We start from the raw sequence: 17673 nt of genomic DNA, 5'->3' as shown, positions 1-17673 counted from the left end.
ATATCTACAATGGGGTAAAGAAATAAATTTAGAATGTTAATTTTTTATTATGTATTGACTTAAAATGTTAGATATTTAACAATAAAGCAATGTGTATTAATAAGCTTGAAGGTGGGAATAGAAGTGGGAAGAATGGAAAGAAGACAAGAACGCAAATTGTCTAGGAATACTGTATGGAATAAGATACAATCTAAAAGTTTTGTAGTTAAGTTAGTATTGGCAGGTATAACGTTTGTCTTAATTAGTTTATTTATTTTTAATATCTTTATCTGGAAAAGTGATATTAGTAAATTAGAAAATCCGGTTCCACAGCCAACTATTATATATGATCAAAACGGAGACATTGCAAGCAAGATATCTAATTCAAATATTGAAGGAGTTAGTATAGAAGAAATACCAAAAGAAGTCATACAAGCTGTTATATCAACAGAGGACCAGCGTTTTTATAAGCATAATGGTGTTAATTATATAGGTATCATTCGGGCATTTTTTCAAAACTTGATAAGTGGAGAAGTTGTTGCGGGCGGAAGCACAATTACACAGCAGTTAGCAAAAAATGTTTTTCTAACACATGAACGTACCTTTACAAGAAAGATAAAAGAATTAATTTTAACTAAAAAAATTGAACGAACTTATACCAAAGATGAAATCCTTGAACGATACTTAAATCAAATTTATTTCGGTGAGGGAGCTTGGGGCATTCAACGTGCTGCTCAAACTTATTTTGGAAAAGATGTAAGTGAATTGTCGTTAAGTGAATCTACAATTCTTGCTGGTTTAATTAAGGCGCCTTCTGTTCTGTCACCTATAAAAAATTTAGATAAGGCAGTTGAAAGAAGAAATATAGTCTTAACATTAATGAAAAATGAGGGATATATTGACCAAAGTGATGTTGAAAAGGCGAAGAAACAGACTATTGTATTAGAAAGTAAGAAGATCGATGACAAGTACAAAGGTAAATATCCTTATTATGTAGATCATATCATCGAGGAAGCAATTCAAAAATATGATCTGACAGAAAATGAAGTACTTTCTGGTGGGCTTCATTTTTATACTGAATTAAATCCTACTATTCAGAATGCTACTGAAGAAGTATATGAAAACGGAAATTTGTTTCCAGAAAGTCAGACGGATCAGTTGATTCAAAGTGGAGGTATCTTTATTAATCCTTCAACCGGTGGAATTAACGCTCTTGTTGGTGGAAGAGGCGAACATACTTTTCGTGGTTTCAATCATGCTACACAATTAATACGCCAGCCTGGATCAATAATGAAACCATTAGCAGTGTATACACCAGCTTTGGAACAAGGATATGATACATTTGATTTGTTAGAGGATAACCCGCTTAATATAGATGGATATCAACCGACTAACTATGATAAGCAATACCGTGGTCAAGTGACGATGTATGATGCCGTAGTTAACTCATATAATGTACCAGCAGTTTGGTTATTAAACAAAATGGGATTGGATTACGGGATAAATGCAGTAGAGCGTTTCGGTATCCCATTAATTGAAGAAGATCATGGACTTGGGTTAGCTCTAGGAGGAATGTCTAAAGGAACATCACCATTATTAATGGCACAAGCATTCTCGACATTTGCCAATAATGGATTAATGGTAGAGGCACATGCCATTCAAAAAATAGAGGATGCAAATGGGAATCTACTTGGAGAATGGAAGAAAAATGCGACGCGAGTTACTGAACCAGATGTTGCTCAAAAAATGACATATATGCTTAAAGGTGTTGTAAATGAAGGTTCGGGGATAAAGGCTCAGGTTGAAGGTGTAGAAATAGCAGGAAAAACTGGTACAACACAGCTCCCATTTCTATCAGAAGGAGGAGCAAAAGATCATTGGTTTGTTGGATATACCCCTCAATTAGTCGGTACGATATGGTTAGGGTATGATAAAACAGATCAAGATCATTATCTTTTATCAACTAGCAGTGGGACTGCGACAGTAATTTTTAAAGAAATAATATCTAAGTCTGCATCGGAGATTTCTAATGAAAATTTTGACTTATCTTTGATTGAGAACAAATATAAACAAGAGTTGAAGAATAAAAAATATGAAGAGGAAAGGAAAGAAGAGGAAGAGGAAAAGGAAAGAAGAGATGAGAGAAAAGAAAGAAAAGAAGAGGAAAAAGAAAGGAAAGAAGAGGAAAAGAAAAAGGAAAAGGATAGAAAGAAAGAAGAAAAGGATAGAAATAGTAAAGATAAAAAGGAAGATGAGGACTAAGTAAAGACATTAAGTGTAGATGTTTTGGATATAGAGATGGTTTTTTATGTGCTAAGATTAGAAATTACTACAAAATGAGTAACATATGGTAACTACGATAGGAGCAAATTTTTTCTAGATTTGCTCTTCTTTAAATGATCGGTTTAATGTTGCAGCTGAAACTCCTGTCGCTTTCTGAATTTTTTCACTGCAATTTGTTTAGAATGGGACATTTATTTAGGGGATATTAATTGAAATTTTGTTCAACAATTTGGCGCAATTCTTGAAGAGGAATTGTGCCTTTTTCAGCAATAGGGCCTTGCAGGTGTTGGCTTGTCGGCTAATCAAAAAGGCTTAAACAAGCGAATGTTTGTTATGTATATAGATGGTAAAGAGTACATTTTAATTAACCCTAAAATTACTAGTCATTCAATAAACATAGTTTATTTACCTGATGGTGAAGGTTGCTTATCTGTAAATAGAAATGTTTTAGGCTATGTACCACGATATGAAAGAATTAAAATTAGTGCTTATAATATTGATGGAGAAATTATTACACATAGTTTTAGTGGATATGAAGCATTAGTTGCACAACATGAATTCGACCATTTAAATGGTATTATGTTTTACGATAAAATTAACAAATCTAATCCATTTGAATTGCCAAATAGTTGACGGCGTTCAATAAAATAGGCTTATTCAACTAATGGGGGCTTTACTTCAAGAAGGTGTAAAGCCATTTGAACTAACGCAGCAGTTTAGTTGAATAAATTGTCGGGAATTTGTGGTAATGTTAATTAAAGTAGATTTTACACGGAGGAGTTTTATGAAACAAACGATTGCTTACGGTGCTTATTTTCTAATCGTAGCCACAGTCACCTATTTTGTTGAAATTTTTTTATCTTTTATGATTATGGGCATTTTATTCGATGCCGCCGACGCACCACCAGGAGATGTTTCAGACAAGGGTAAATTACTGTTCAGCGTAGGAATGCCTGTCGTCTATGCCTTTGTTCTTTTTGCGCTATATTACCAATATAACGCCATTCTTAAGAGTTTCAAGAACCATCTGATGCTAAGTGTCGGGGTTTTGTTCCACATACTGATTGCCATTTATCTCATTTGGAATGTAGTACCAGATGCCTTCTAATTTACAAAAAGATATGACTGAAAATACATACATTTTGTGCTGTTGATTTAAGCCATATAAATAAAGAACCAACATTCAAATAAGCTGTCACTTTAGTTTTCACTAATATGACAGCTTATTTGCTTTAAGATTGGTTATTCTGAAAAGAATCTTTAACTAAAAGGGCAGTTTAGTTCAAGAAGAATAATCTTTATAAAGGTAACTGGTGTATAATTGGAATATTGGAGAGATGAATAGATGGTTGATGTAATTGGTTATGTAGTTGTTATGTTATTCATTATCGGTTTCACATATGGCTTAGTTAGACAAGTTCAATATACGTTGACTATCCAAAAAGCTAATAGCTTCGGTGTATCTAATTACAGAAGGTTGTTATTCGGCAATTATTTAACTTGTGTTTCATTATTGGGTTTTCTCGTTTCATTTATATTAAACGTATTAGTTGCAATACAAATTATCCAATTAAATCTACTGACAAGTAATAATACTGGTTTTAGTTGTTTTGTTTTTTTACTGATTCTTTTAATTGCTAAATTCAGAGTTATTCCTAAAAATAGTAAACGAAACGAATTTTTATATTGATAAAAAGTTAGATTATTTAATATTAATTGTACTCTTAAACTAACAGGGCAGATTAGTTGAAGAGCGTTGTTTAACTTTTGTACAACAATCGGGCCAGATTGCTGTATAAGTTATGGTAAAGTTGAAAATTTGGGAGGTGGCAACATTGCAAAGTAAACAGAGTATGGGGTTGCTTTCTTTTATTAGTCTAATTGTTGGACTTATTTTCCTTGGTGTCTATATTTTCACGGGAGATTCGTTTATTGATGACAACATAACAATGTTACTCGGGTTTACCTTTCTAGTACTCTCTTTTGTTCTATCCTTGTTCAGCAAAAAGGACAAATTAGGAAGGATATCGCTATACGTTTTCCCAATACTTGCGGTTATTTATTTATTGTTTTTCGAAGTTATGTCTTTATTTTGGAATACACCATAATAGTGCAACTAAAGGGCGCGATTGTTGAATAAGCGTCTCTGTTCTTAATTAACTAACGAGGGCTTTACTTGAAGATCATTGAGTTGCATATGCAGCTCTTTTTTCTTAATAACCCTAATGTGTTTAAACGTTTAAGAGAAGAAATTTTAATTCCAAAAAAACAGTTAGCAGAAAAGCGTAGCCCTCACAAATACTTATTAAAAGAAATAGGTATTGAACCTTTTTTTTGAATCAGATAAATTTTAAACAAGTTTCAGCAATAGTAAATTCGGCACAATTTATATAATTGAACTAACGGGGCAGGTTAGTAATAGAAAATAATAATGTCCTTACCATATTAATTAAGGGCAATTAAAGGTGGATTTAATGTGGAAAAATTAACTGTTACAGAGTGGTTAAAGGAGAAAAATCTCACTGAAAATGAAATAGACTTCCTTGTTACGTTTATACCAACATTAACATATTTGCAAAAAAGTTCAGAGAAAAGAACTGTAGCGTTTAAAATGTTAAAGGAACAATTCTCAACCTTTAGCGTTGATCCAGAAGTAAACTACTTAGAATTTGAAGTTTTCAATTCAACTATCCAAAAAAATATATCAAATAAGATTTCATCCAAAGAATTATTGGAACGTATGTCAGAACAAGGTTTATGTAAACCATTTTGCGATTCTTTACTTAACAACTAATATTTTTAAAACAATTAACAAAGCATAAATACTTTTAGTAACTTGTTTAGAGTTTGTGAAATAATGTACTTAAACTAACGGGGGCTTTACTTGAAGATCATTGAGTTGCATATGCAGCTCTTTTTTCTTATTAAACTAACGGGGCAGCATTCCTGTTTGAAGGATGTTCGAGGTCTTGAAAGAAAAGGAGCCCTCTAGTATGATGCATGAGTGTCAACGACCATTGACCCATCATCAAACAAGGAGGACTCCTTTATGCATTCTAAATGGAATAACAAAATTAATCAAGTTACTGAAAATACACTGGTTGTCGGCATGGATATTGCTAAGCGTATTCATTACGCATGTTTTGTCGATGAACGCGGGCGAGTAATAGAAAAAGCTTTTGCGGTACATCAATCGAAAGAAGGCTTCGAAAATTTGTATGAAAAGATCCGTCAAATGATGAAGGAAGCTAAGAAAACTGAAGTAATAATAGGGATTGAGCCTACAGGCCACTACTGGATGAACTTAGCCTATTTCTTAGATCAATACGGAATCCCACTTGTCATGGTGAATCCAATGCACGTCAAACGTTCGAAAGAACTTGATGATAATTTGCCGACTAAGAATGATAAAAAAGATGCATTAGTCATCGCACGGTTATTGAAAGATGGACGCTTTAGCTATCCACGAATATTAAAAGAAGTAGAAGCTGAACTACGGATTGGTTCTACTCTTAGATTAAAGTTAACGGAAGATCTAGCAAGTATTAAAAATCGAATCATTCGTTGGCTCGATCGATATTTTCCTGAATTCACTCAAGTCTTTCCTACTTTCGGAAAAATGGCACTTACTGCATTAGAAAGAACACCAATGCCACAGGACATTCAAGGGAAAACCGCGGAAGAACTTGTATTTTTCTACCGTCAGGTAGGGGGTATGAGAGCTCCACAACTACCAAAAGCTAAGCTACTCATTGAAAAGGCTTCAAACTCTATAGGACTGACAGAAGGACAAAAGATGGCCAAACATGAAATCGCCACACTCCTACGTCAGTTTCGCTTATTAGAAACTGAAATCGAAGCAGTGAATGACCAATTAACTGAATTGGCAAAGACAACGATGGAATATGACCTACTCGCGTCAGTACCAGGTTTAGGAGATGCGACAATTGTTGATCTACTTTCCGAAGTAGGGAGTTTTTCACTTTACGAAAATCCACGCCAACTCATTAAACTAGCGGGACTAACATTACGTGAAAACTCTTCTGGTCAACATAAGGGTCAAAAACATATATCAAAACGTGGACGTAAGAGACTTAGACATATCCTTTTCAAAGTGATTGTTCCTTTGATTCGGCATAACCTAGCATTCAAACAACTTCACGAATACTACACAACAAGGAATCAGAATCCCTTACGGGGTAAGCAATCGATGGTAGTTCTCTGTGGTAAATTACTGAAAATATTACATGGTATTTGTAAAAAGAAAGTGTATTTTAACGAGCAACTTATGATGAAAGATCTCTACTCTCTCGGAGAGGCAGCATAAGCATTTCGATCAAAGAGCTATAGCAAAAAGGATGATACGGAGAAGCCGGCAATATCACTAAACTTAGACTATGAGTCCCCGGGGCAGCTTAGCAGGCCTCTGCCTTATGAATAGACCGAACGAAGGAATGTAAGCGCGTTGACGCTAAGAGACATGGGAGGGTACGTCGTCATAAGCATCGCAGAGATCCATTGTGCATCAAAATAATGGATAAAAAAGCTAATGATTTTCATTAGTTTTAGCGAAGCGTACGCTTTACTTGGTAATATAATCTATAAATTCAAGACTCTGTTTATCAGAGGGGAGAAAAATATTTTTCTTAAATCACGAAGTGATGGAAACCGTTGATATCTCAATGTTTATAGAGGGAGTTTAGTGGAGTAAGAGGAATAGATAAAAGGCTCTTTTCGTAAAGATAGTTGCTTTCTCAATAAAAATAAGGTTTTTTACATTTTTATGGTATTTTATTTACAGGATCTTATTCAACTAAAGAGCAGATTTGTTTAAAAAGAAAGGATATTAGGTTAAGCAAGGAGTGGTTAGATATTCGTAAAGACGATGATTCTGTTTTATATCGAGAAGTTCAACGGCCAAGACAATTATTATATATCATAATGATAATTGTTATTTCAGGCATTTTTTGGTGGGGGTTTATCCAACAGGTTATTTACGGAATTCAATTCGGAGACAAACCGATGTCGGATATTGGGTTGGTAATAGCTTGGGTTTTGATCGGTTTGATGATGCCCTTGTTAGCGTTCCAAGTTAAGATGATAACTGAAGTACTTGGAGATGGAGTATATATAAAATTTGTCCCCTTCCATTTTGAATACCGAGACTTCCGTTATCAAAGTATTCGGGATTATAAAAGTGTTTCTTTTAGTTCGCTAAAACGGTTTGGAGGTTGGGGGATTAGTATTAATCTAAATGGAGAACGCCTTTATAATATTGCAGGAAGCGAGGGTGTCGAATTAAGGTTAGCTTCAGGAGAGATTGTTATAATAGGCTCAAAAAATCCTGATGAGCTCAAAAAGGCATTAGATTTATCTTTCATAGAGAATACTAAATAATCCTCATGATAATTACCAATTATCAAATTTTCAATTTTTCTTCTTAAACAAGCGGAGACCGCCATCTTCTTACTAAGAATTGTGAAGAATTGTACTTAAGCTAAAGGGGGCTTTAGTTAATCAAGACCATCATTTCGATGGTCTATTTTTATGTCTAAAACATCAAGTAGGCTTCGGTGATCCATTGTGAAATGTTAAACTTAAACTAACGAAGCAGGTTACTTGAATAAAGGGTGGAACATTATTCCATATATTTCGTCAGAATTTAAATTCGAAATGAGGTAAATAGTTATTTAAAAAACTCTATTGAATTTTGGCTATACTCTAATTTAAAGGGAATAATTATTTATGGAGGGGTGTGTATGGAGTTAATTACAAGTAAAGTAGTTGCAATAGCTTTGTTCTTACTAATCATTACTATGATTGAGACTTTAGCCTATTCTACACGGATTTCAGGTACAAGGGTAAAATTAATAGCAACTGCTATGTCGTTGTTTAGTACTTTAGTGATTGTTTCAAGATTCTCAACAATGATTCAACAACCCTTAACAGCAAAACTTATAGCAACGGCACCAGATTTAAACAAATTAGGCTTTATAGAAGATCAGTATAGGATTTTAATTGGGGTAACATCTCTTGGTGTACTGCTGGGTATACTTTTATTTCCAACCTTTATTAATATTTTTTCTAGAGCAATTATTCAATTATCTAATGAAAGAGGTTCGGTAGTTGCAACATTTTTAAAGCAATTAAACCCTAAAGGTATTAAAAAGATTATTGCGTGCTTCAGATTACCTAAATTGACATACTTGAGTGGCATTACACTAAAGACAATACCGAAACGGTTATTTATATTTAATGTTATTGTCTCCGCAGTTTTTACAATTGGAGTTCTGTCTTCTTTATATGCATCAATGTTAGTCCCAGAGGATTATGCACAGGCAGCATTAATGTCCTCTGGAATAATTAATGGAGTAGCAACTATTTTGCTTACATTATTTATAGACCCAAAAGCTTCAGTTTTAGCAGATAGAGTGATGAAAAAGCAATGTGATTATGTTTTTTTAAAGAGTTATTCATTAACAATGATTAGCTCAAAATTTTTTGGAACAATATTGGCTCAATTATTGTTTATTCCTGCTGCATATTATGTTGCTTGGTTTGCCGAGTGGATTTAATTATTATTGAACGGGTGCTTTAGTAGAAAATCTTTGAGCTGTTCAGACAGCTCTTTTGTTTTGCAGTCATGCTATTCCCAATAATTCAGTTCTTTATATCCAGAAAGTATAAATAAGTCTTTATTAAACTAACGGGGGCTTTAGTACAACAAACATTTTGCTATTTTATTTCTGTATAATGGCTAATAAAAGAGGTGCATTTGGTAATGGGTAAAATCAACATTTCTATCATTTTAAATATAATAGTGCTTATCTTTTTACTAGCAACATTCTATTGGCAATATGAACAATTATTTGTGACTAGAATTATTCTAATAATCTTTGCACTAATTTACTTGTTGTTTGAAATTAAGAAGGAATACATTTCGAGAAATAAAACTATATTTATTATTTTTAGTGTTATTAGTTTAATTACAGTAATTATTAGTATCTTTTTCGATAATTTCCCACTAAATAGTGCAATAAACAATAGAGATTATCTTATTCCTGTATTTACTTTTATCCTTATTTCGATTATGTATAAAGACGTGTACACTAAAAATCAATGAGATATCATTTGATTTAGAAACCTGTAATATTTTTTATACAATTCCATGCAAAATAACGTTCCCAAATGGAAGTTTGGGGACACCATAAAACACTTAAAATGTTGTGCTATCAATGTTTTAAGTGTTTTTCTGTATTATATTCATATACGGCTTTTGACTATCGTTTGAACTTAGATACAACAAATCTTTCAATGTTGTTCAAAAGAAATTGCACTGGATCATATTTTTAATAAAATCTTGCATATAAAACGGATTCCTTACTGGTGTAAATCCGCATTTTTCTCACGAGACCTCAAATTTACAATAAAAGAAGAGAGCAATCTATAAAATGTTCCAAAATTTCTTTTTGGGCTTATTTGGTTTATTCTACAAATAAAAATGACCAGGCACATATGATTTAAAAAAAAGATTGTTAACCTTAAATTGGATATTTATGTTAAAATTTATGTAATTAGGATTGTGAAGTAATGTACTTAAACTAACGGGGCAGTTTAGTTGAACAGTGTTGTATAATAAATGGATATCTTTAGTTTGAAAATCACATGTTGTACTGGGAGGATAGTATGTGGAGTTTTAACACTTTTAAAGATAAACGTTACTGGATTCTTTTGATTCCAGCTATAATTATCTTGGTCTTGTTCGCTGTTTTTACCCCTGATTATATTCTTGAAAAAACTTACGTTTCACCATTTTCAATACTTATATTTCCAACTTTATTTTGGTCTACATACCATCTTTGGAAGTATTTTGGTGATAAAAAGAAGAGGAATAATACGGATGACAGTTGCGATTTGTAACTTGCTTGTTCAACTAACGGGGGCTTTACTTGAAGATCATTGAGTTGCATATGCAGCTCTTTTTTTCTTTATTAAACTAACGCAGCAGTTTAGTTGAACTAGAATTGTTACTTTCATTCAATATTAACGTCTACTGTAAATAAAGGGGGGAGTACAATTAAAAAGATTTCTGTATTAATTATTATTGGACTGATTATGATAGGAATATTTATTTTTGAACCATTTCGTTTAGAACCACCAACACCAAACGTAACAATAGGAGATGTTGATATTCCTACTACACAAGGTTCGTATTGTTGGAAGGGGCTACTTTCAGCTCAGTGTAAAGATATGGCTTATACAAGCCTGTTTGATATGGCAAGTACGCATAAACCAACAGTTGTATCATCGAATGAAAAAATAAAAATTGAATTTAAGAAAAAACCCATTGCTGGAACAATGAAGGTAGAGCAATGGGTAGATGAAGACAATATACAAAAAGTTGAAGTGAAAAATAGCTCAATTATGGCTCCTAAAGAAAAAGGTGTGTATGTATATAGTGTAGTATCTGATTGGAAGCAAGGAGACGGGTGGTATGCCTTTTCTATAGAAGTAAAATAAATAGACCTTTCTTTAACTAACGGTGGCTTTAGTGCAACAAGCATTTCGAAAACTTTCCCAAACGACGCTTTTGGAACGATTTTTATTTGATCCAGCATAACGGGTTTGTGGAAGATGGTTTTCATTCGCAAGATATAGAAGAATAATATAGGAATTTAAATGAAAAATTTGTAAATTTAGAATGAAAATGTAGAGTTTGTTTTGATATCAAAAAATAATTATGGGAGTGGGAGTGAGCAAATTGAAATTTTATTATGATGATATTAGTAGTGGTAATGCAACATGTACATTTGAAATCAATGATAAAAAGATGGAATTTTACCCTTCTTTTCATTCGGATGCACTAGGTGACTTTGTTACATATCTTGCATCGATACATCCACTATGTAAATTAGGTTGGAAGGAAGGAGCTTTTCACAAAAGAAACGGAGGCATCGAATGGCATACGGGTCCTGTTTTATTATGCTGGGAATTTAAGCGTGATTTTGAAGATTTAGAAATTATAATTACAGAAAAACAAAGTTTCATAGTAGATAGAAAAATTAATGATAAATTACCAAGAAAAATATTAAAAACAAAATGTAACTTTGAAGAATTTGTATTATGCGTAGTGAAAGAGTTAGATAGAGTTATTAAACAACGTGGCATTTTAGGCTATCGTCAAGAATGGCAAAATTACACATTCCCAATTGATGGTTTCCTTGCTTTGAAATATGCGTGTCTCTATAAAAAAACTTTTGAAATAGCAAAGATAAATAGTGGTACCGTTATTGAAGATGAATTAAATTTATTGTTAAGTGCAATTGAGTAAGTTATTCCGCTAATTGAGATGCTTTAGTATAGCAATGATTTATAAAGCATACAAAGTAAATCTAATAATCGTTCCAAAATGCAAGTTAGGTAACAAAACCTCGTTTTGGGGAGCATGTCTTGTTCAACTAACGGGGGCTTTCGTATTATATAGTTCAGCCAGAACTTTCTGGTTGAACTTTTTTTATTTAGATTTAAGCTATCAGTAACCAGGGTAGAACGTACGGGGGCGTGAGACATTGATCCCGTCAATTAAACTGTTCACCCCCTACTTGTAGAAATATGTTTGAGGCTGGTTGGGACTAAGATCTCGTATAACAAGCGAAGCTATAATACTACTTGAAGGTAATAGGGGTTACTGGTGAATACGTTAGAGGGGGAGAAAAAATGAACCCAGTAGTGGGTATTGATGTAGCTAAGGATGAAAGTGAAGTACAAGCTTTTTTAGAAAAGGGAAAGCCATATGGGAAAAGTTTTTCAATTAAGCATAATCGTGAAGAGTTAGACAAGTTTATAAGATTTTTAGGAGAGATTAGATCGATAACAGCGAGTAAGCCTGTTGTCATTTTGGAATCAACAGGTCATTATCATACACCGATTATTCAATGTTTAGAAGAAAATGAAATACTTTATATATTGTTAAATCCAATCATCTCTTACCAAGCAAAGAAGTCAAGCTTAAGAAAGGTAAAGACTGATGCCTTCGATGCCTATCAATTATGCGTTCTCTATTACAAAGAGGAATTTGAACCTTATAAAATGAGAGGGATTCAGCTTCTAAACCTTCGTAATCTATCGAGACAACAGGAGATTGTAACGAATATGTATGTGGAAGCTAAGCTGCAATTCCATACTATTTTAGATCAGGTTTTCCCTGAATATAAAAAAGTCTTTGGAGATCTTTTTTCTAAAGTATCTTTGTTGATATTGAAAGAATATCCAACGTCGGAGAAAGTTCTAGATTATAACGAGGAGGAACTGGTAAATAGTATACGTGAGTATTGTCCAAGTCGTTCTGCCCTATGGGCAAGGGAAAAGGCAAGAAAATTGATCGATTCAGCCAATCAAAATCCTTTTCAGAAGGTAATGTATCAAAGTCACTTGTTTAATCTGAATATGTATATTGATATCCTATTTCATTACCAAGGACACCTTTCGGAATTAGAGAGCCAAATGATATCCCTGGCAAGTGAAATAGAAGAATATAAGATTATCCAATCAATACCTGGAATCGGTGAAAAAATCGCTGCCACGATAATTTCTGAAATTGGGGAAATTGATCGGTTTAATCACCCTAAGAAATTGGTGGCCTATGCTGGAATTGATCCGAGTGTTTATTCTTCAGGAAAATTCACAGCGACAACGAATCGGATTACTAAACGTGGTTCCAGTAGGCTAAGGCGCAGTTTATACTTAGCTGTTTTGTGTGGAATAAGAAGCTCTAGAAATAAAAAACTCAAAGAGTTTTATGACAAGAAACGGTCAGATGGTAAACCTTCAAAAGTTGCGTTAGTTGCTTGTATTAATAAACTTCTTCAATGGATATATGCCTTATTAAAGAGAAAAGAAGTTTTCCTTGATTTAGCTTGATTCGTTAAATTGACCATTAGATGTAAAACCTTCCATAATACATCTGGAGGGTTATTTGGTATGCCCAAAAAAGTATAACATAAAGAAAAGTACTTTTTTACAGAAAGATATTGACAACCTATTAGCTGGTTTAGTTAAACAAGACCATCATTTCGATGGTCTATTTTTATGTCTAAAACATCAAGTAGGCTTCGGTGACCATTGTGAAATGTTACTCTTAAACTAACGGGGCAGTATAGTTGAATAATGGAAGGAGGAAGGAAGGTTGGCGAATAATATTATTGAACAAGCAAAACGGGGTTTGGAAGGATTTGCTATAGGCGGTTATCATACTAGTTGTGATTATTCTAGGTATCGAGAGCACTATTATAAATATTTTGGAGACCCCGATTTTGAAACTAGAAAATACGCGATTGCTGCATTTACTTGTATGTTGGGGGCTTGGGAAACAGGTGCTCTCTTTATATTTCAACCCGTAAAAGAATGTGAAGAAAATAAAAAATGGAGTTCGAATCCTTTAAATCAAAAGCGTTTTTACCGCTTTAAAGATTATCTTCATGCTTTGTTAGACCATCACGAACAGATAGAAAAAGAATTTCCTTATATGTTTGAAGATATTATCCTTTTTTTAATAAGAATTGAGCAAAATAAGGGGATAAGTTATGAAGAATGGTTTCCTGAACATAACCCTAATGTGTTTAAACGTTTAAGAGAAGAAATTTTGATCCCCAAAAAACAATTAGCAGAAAAGCGTAGCCCTAACAAATACTTATTAAAAGAAATAGGTATTGAACCTTTTTTTGAATCAAATAAATTTTAAACAAGTTTCAGCAATAGTAGATTCGTCATAATTTATATAATTGAACTAACGGGGCAGTTTAATGGAACAGAAATATTTGAAAATGAGGTGTTTAATTGTTTAAAAAGCACATTTTTCGCTATTCGTTTATGGTGTTTTTTTCCTTGATAATGTTAATCGGTTGTGCGGGATTGGCAGATTATAGCTTAGAACTCCCTGGAAATTACTCAATTGTAAGAACATCTGCTCACCAAGTAAAGGTAGCACCAAAAATTAGTGATTCACATTGGGGAAGTGATGTTATTCCAACAAAAGTCACCGAGGTGGCTTGGGATGACAACTATATTCTTGCAAAGCAACTTGGTTTAGTAAACGACCCAAAAAGTAGTAATGGCTATCAGATTCCTAATAATGAAGATGTACATTTTTGGATAATATGGATTTTTATGTTAAAATATATTTATAGAAAAAATAAAAATCTAATTTTGAATAAGAGAAAATTCACATTTGAGACGTGAGGAGAAGATTAAAAATATGATAAATCAAGCTGATCGGTTATGGAAACGTATTATTGAAAGAGGTTCAAATAATGGAAGTAACTTTAAAGAATCATTAAATCTTCAGTCGGGTGCAAGTGATGAAGAGTTTCAACTTCTTGAGGATACACTGGGTGTTTTACTGCCTGAAGAAATGAAGAGCTTTTACAGGGTATATAACGGACAAGTTTGGGTAACTGGGGTGAATCCATTTGTGAGAAATTTGACTCTATCACCTACTTCTGAAATTATAGATAATTGGATTTTTTTACAAGAAGAATTCGATCCAGATGAGGATGTAGAGCCAGATATTGAAAAAGAGCTTAAGTCACTTCTTTGGAATTCAAAATGGATTCCAATTGCAGTTAATGGTGGTGGTGATTATCTTTGCATTGATACAGATCCATCTGAAGCTGGGGTGGTAGGACAGATTTTATACTTTTGGCATGATTGGGGAAATCGTTCTATTGAGGCAAAGAATATCTTTGAATTCGTAGAGATTTGTTTAAATGAAGAAATTTAAATTTTATTAAGGGCTTGTGAAAAAATACACTCAAACTAACGAGGGCTTTAGTGCAACTAGGATTTATGGCGTATACATAAATAAACCTAATAACGTAAGGTAATAAAAACACCCCATTCAATTGAATGAGGTGTTTGTTTTTTGCTGTAATCGGTATGCCCCCCAAACGGTTGTTTTGGAACCAAATAATTACAATTCTCGTCTATACTGAGAAATGAAAGTATAATGGAGGCATCAATATGTGGTTAATATTAGGTCTTATTGCAATAGTAGCAACTTTAATAAATCTTTATATGTATACAACTGGTAAAGATTACAAACTTGCGATGGCATTCGGGTTATCATTTACAGCGTTGACACTCTGTGCAGAAAATAGTCTTATAGCTAATTGGGTAGAAGTTAAAGATTGGGTAGCTTTATTGGATGTTGTACCTACTATGGAAAAGGCGTTATGGTTTCTGACAATTGTTTCTATCTTACTAAATATTGCACCTATACTTTTAGAATTAAAAAATAAAAAATAATTTCTTATTGGTGTTCATAGGATTTACAACATTAAGAGCAAAAAGTCCACAAACCTCGCTTGAACTGCGCCCCAATTATTAGTCACAATTAAAAAGGAGGTGCAATTCAAGTTAGGGAATAAAACACCCCATTCAATTGAATGAGGTGTTTGTTTTTTGCTGCTTATAATCAGTATATTCCAAAACCACGCTTTAGGATATAAAAACCAATGAAAACCATATATGGTATTATTAAGTTGTATTATTTAATAATGTTAAATGGGGTGGAATGTTGAAAAAATATTTTTACGTAAGCATTTTACTAGGGGCATTTGCTTTATCAGGTTGCACTGATGATGAAGCAGATAACAAGGAAGTTAAAGACGAACCGTTAAATACCGAGCAATCAATAGAAATTAATAACGAGGCTAATACTACAAAGATAGTAGAAGCAGCACCGATTCCTCTAAACTTAACGCAAGAAGAAAAAGCAGAATACTATCAAAAATACGTAGAAATACTAGAAAAAGTAAACGAAGAAAATAACGAAGCCTTTGAACTAGAGATGGAGCCTATAACGGCATTTCTTGATGAAAATTGGATTGAAGTAGCAGACTTTGAAAAGCTAGCAAAAGAGCGAGCTAATATGTCTATAACGGTTTTGGAAAATAGTGAAGGTTATAGCCCGGGGGCAGTACCAAAGACAGTAATGTTACAAATAGGATCAAAAGTAGCAAACATTATTTTTGAAGGCTCTTTTGATACACAATTAAACTCAAATACACCAGAGGGGATACAATTATTTTCAGCATTTAATGGTATTTCTTCAGAAGCAGAGAATGCTGATGGAAATTGGACTCAATTTGGAAATGTAGCTTTACTAAAAGATGGTGGCGTTACATATGTTATTGAAGTTTCAGGAAAATACTCACAAAGCGGAATTATTTCTACACATACAATGGCATTAAAGTTCAATTGCAATAAATATGGCGCAATAAGTTAATATTTTTAACTAAATCCTTATCCTGTATGTTATATGCCAAAAATTCTTTATAATCGTTCCCAAATACATGTTTGGGTACACCTTAAAACACATAAAACGTTGTGCTATAAATGTTTTATGTGTTTTGCTGTAATGGCTGAGTATGAAGAGGACTGGCAAAATTCTTCTCAACAAAAATTGTTTACTAGCTTAATTCGTATTGTAATTGATGGTTCTGACTATAAACTATAAGGAGTTTGAAAAGAAACTCAACTAACTATAGTCTATAACACGCTTCTTCAATGGGCGCAATTGTTGAATGAACGTCACTTTTCTTATTCAACTAACGGTGGCTTAAGCAGAACAAGGCTGCCTTTAGGGTATCTTTTCTTCTTGAACTAACGGGCAGGTTAGTGAAAGAAGGATTTAGAATATTGTTTCGATTTGGACGTAAAGAAATGGGGGAAGTAGCATGTTTATAGTTAGAACAGTTATTTTATGGATTATTATTTCAACTATTATTAATGCATATTTAATGACATTACCCGTCCCGGTTTTTCGAAAAAGAAATTATCCAGCTAACTATCTTATTCAAAAAATAAACCGAATAGATTTTCAAAAAAATACGGAATGTGCCGCATTTTCAACAGCGTATTTGCTGCGTCATTTTGGTATGGAGGCTGAGGGTGAAGCGTTATTTATGCATTTTCCTAGTAAAACGAGGGCAGGCAATGTATATCCAAAGGGAATCCGTAAAATGTTAAGAAAAAAGGGCTTTAAAACAAACTATTATAAAGGAAATATAAATACATTAAAGTACGAAGTTAGTAAAGGAACTCCCGTAATTGTTTTTATTAAAGTACAGAAGGATTTTAATAATTTGCATTTTGTCTCTGTTGTAGGCTATGACAAGGAGTATATTTACCTTTCAGAATCATTAAGGCATCTGGTGAATTGTGATGATGTTCACAAGAGCTATAATCGAAAAGTTCCGATTAATGAATTTAAGAAACTATGGAATGTAAAGAGAATTCATATGCTTCTTTATAGCAATACTTACATAGCCGTAGACGCCAGACAAAGCTAATATTAATAACGGCTTCCTGTAAGAAAAATGCCGATTTACAAGGTTAAGGAAAGAATTGTTC

Annotated in this window: 17 protein-coding genes and 1 pseudogene; all 18 read left to right on the top strand. The window is 33.1% G+C overall.

Going from position 1 to position 17673, the window contains the following annotated elements; all coding sequences use genetic code 11:
* Nucleotides 1-132 precede the first annotated feature (132 nt).
* The 18 genes and pseudogenes from CSE16_RS10260 (at nt 133) to CSE16_RS10160 (ending at nt 17612) form a co-directional block, all read left to right on the top strand.
* Nucleotides 133-2241: a transglycosylase domain-containing protein gene (locus CSE16_RS10260; protein WP_172954431.1), complete on the top strand. Its 2109-nt coding sequence runs from the start codon at nt 133-135 to the stop codon at nt 2239-2241.
* A 303-nt stretch (nt 2242-2544) separates the two neighbouring features.
* Nucleotides 2545-2895, top strand: a pseudogene (gene def / locus CSE16_RS10255) (peptide deformylase); the annotation flags it as partial.
* A gap of 151 nt (nt 2896-3046) precedes the next feature.
* On the top strand, nt 3047-3370 hold the full coding sequence (locus CSE16_RS10250) for a hypothetical protein (RefSeq protein ID WP_099423809.1): 324 nt from the start codon (nt 3047-3049) through the stop codon (nt 3368-3370).
* Nucleotides 3371-3607: 237 nt separating this feature from the next.
* Nucleotides 3608-3952, top strand: a complete 345-nt coding sequence (locus tag CSE16_RS10245; RefSeq protein WP_099423808.1) for a hypothetical protein — start codon at nt 3608-3610, stop codon at nt 3950-3952.
* 486 nt (nt 3953-4438) lie between these two features.
* A complete protein-coding gene (locus CSE16_RS21370; protein WP_157764789.1) occupies nt 4439-4600 on the top strand; it encodes a hypothetical protein in 162 nt (53 codons plus the stop codon).
* Between the two features lie 138 nt (nt 4601-4738).
* Entirely contained in the window at nt 4739-5056 is a 318-nt protein-coding gene (locus CSE16_RS10235; protein ID WP_099423806.1) for a hypothetical protein, read from the top strand.
* Nucleotides 5057-5311: 255 nt separating this feature from the next.
* A complete protein-coding gene (locus CSE16_RS10230) occupies nt 5312-6589 on the top strand; it encodes an IS110 family RNA-guided transposase (RefSeq protein ID WP_099423704.1) in 1278 nt (425 codons plus the stop codon).
* Between the two features lie 461 nt (nt 6590-7050).
* The gene (locus CSE16_RS10225) at nt 7051-7659 is read left to right on the top strand and encodes a DUF6141 family protein (protein WP_371514648.1); all 609 of its coding nucleotides are present in this window, start codon (nt 7051-7053) and stop codon (nt 7657-7659) included.
* A 362-nt stretch (nt 7660-8021) separates the two neighbouring features.
* Entirely contained in the window at nt 8022-8837 is an 816-nt protein-coding gene (locus tag CSE16_RS10220) for a lipid II flippase Amj family protein (protein WP_099423804.1), read from the top strand.
* 1540 nt (nt 8838-10377) lie between these two features.
* Complete coding sequence (locus CSE16_RS10205) at nt 10378-10782, top strand: hypothetical protein (protein WP_099423801.1); 405 nt, start codon at nt 10378-10380, stop codon at nt 10780-10782.
* A gap of 241 nt (nt 10783-11023) precedes the next feature.
* Entirely contained in the window at nt 11024-11593 is a 570-nt protein-coding gene (locus tag CSE16_RS10200; protein WP_099423800.1) for a hypothetical protein, read from the top strand.
* Nucleotides 11594-11979: 386 nt separating this feature from the next.
* Nucleotides 11980-13182 (top strand): IS110 family RNA-guided transposase, encoded by a 1203-nt coding sequence (locus tag CSE16_RS10195; protein WP_099423799.1) that lies wholly within the window; start codon nt 11980-11982, stop codon nt 13180-13182.
* Nucleotides 13183-13447: 265 nt separating this feature from the next.
* A complete protein-coding gene (locus CSE16_RS10190; RefSeq protein ID WP_099423798.1) occupies nt 13448-14002 on the top strand; it encodes a hypothetical protein in 555 nt (184 codons plus the stop codon).
* Nucleotides 14003-14097: 95 nt separating this feature from the next.
* Nucleotides 14098-14499: a DUF3997 domain-containing protein gene (locus CSE16_RS10185; RefSeq protein ID WP_099423797.1), complete on the top strand. Its 402-nt coding sequence runs from the start codon at nt 14098-14100 to the stop codon at nt 14497-14499.
* 16 nt (nt 14500-14515) lie between these two features.
* Complete coding sequence (locus CSE16_RS10180) at nt 14516-15040, top strand: SMI1/KNR4 family protein (RefSeq protein WP_099423796.1); 525 nt, start codon at nt 14516-14518, stop codon at nt 15038-15040.
* Between the two features lie 239 nt (nt 15041-15279).
* Nucleotides 15280-15564: a hypothetical protein gene (locus CSE16_RS10175; RefSeq protein ID WP_099423795.1), complete on the top strand. Its 285-nt coding sequence runs from the start codon at nt 15280-15282 to the stop codon at nt 15562-15564.
* A 271-nt stretch (nt 15565-15835) separates the two neighbouring features.
* The gene (locus tag CSE16_RS10170; protein ID WP_099423794.1) at nt 15836-16546 is read left to right on the top strand and encodes a hypothetical protein; all 711 of its coding nucleotides are present in this window, start codon (nt 15836-15838) and stop codon (nt 16544-16546) included.
* Between the two features lie 451 nt (nt 16547-16997).
* Nucleotides 16998-17612 (top strand): cysteine peptidase family C39 domain-containing protein, encoded by a 615-nt coding sequence (locus CSE16_RS10160; RefSeq protein WP_099423793.1) that lies wholly within the window; start codon nt 16998-17000, stop codon nt 17610-17612.
* The last annotated feature ends 61 nt before the right edge of the window (nt 17613-17673 follow it).

Origin of the sequence: Solibacillus sp. R5-41 (assembly GCF_002736105.1) — a bacterium.
Taxonomy (GTDB): Bacteria; Bacillota; Bacilli; order Bacillales_A; family Planococcaceae; genus Solibacillus.
This window is presented reverse-complemented; position numbering and strand designations above follow the sequence as displayed.

Excerpts from the sequence above, each read along its gene's own strand:
- CSE16_RS10260 (WP_172954431.1), top strand. The coding sequence starts at position 133 with ATGGAAAGAAGACAAGAACGCAAATTGTCTAGGAATACTGTATGGAAT.
- CSE16_RS10250 (WP_099423809.1), top strand. The coding sequence starts at position 3,047 with ATGAAACAAACGATTGCTTACGGTGCTTATTTTCTAATCGTAGCCACA.
- CSE16_RS10245 (WP_099423808.1), top strand. The coding sequence starts at position 3,608 with ATGGTTGATGTAATTGGTTATGTAGTTGTTATGTTATTCATTATCGGT.
- CSE16_RS10230 (WP_099423704.1), top strand. The coding sequence starts at position 5,312 with ATGCATTCTAAATGGAATAACAAAATTAATCAAGTTACTGAAAATACA.
- CSE16_RS10220 (WP_099423804.1), top strand. The coding sequence starts at position 8,022 with ATGGAGTTAATTACAAGTAAAGTAGTTGCAATAGCTTTGTTCTTACTA.
- CSE16_RS10205 (WP_099423801.1), top strand. The coding sequence starts at position 10,378 with ATGATAGGAATATTTATTTTTGAACCATTTCGTTTAGAACCACCAACA.
- CSE16_RS10195 (WP_099423799.1), top strand. The coding sequence starts at position 11,980 with ATGAACCCAGTAGTGGGTATTGATGTAGCTAAGGATGAAAGTGAAGTA.
- CSE16_RS10180 (WP_099423796.1), top strand. The coding sequence starts at position 14,516 with ATGATAAATCAAGCTGATCGGTTATGGAAACGTATTATTGAAAGAGGT.
- CSE16_RS10175 (WP_099423795.1), top strand. The coding sequence starts at position 15,280 with ATGTGGTTAATATTAGGTCTTATTGCAATAGTAGCAACTTTAATAAAT.
- CSE16_RS10160 (WP_099423793.1), top strand. The coding sequence starts at position 16,998 with ATGTTTATAGTTAGAACAGTTATTTTATGGATTATTATTTCAACTATT.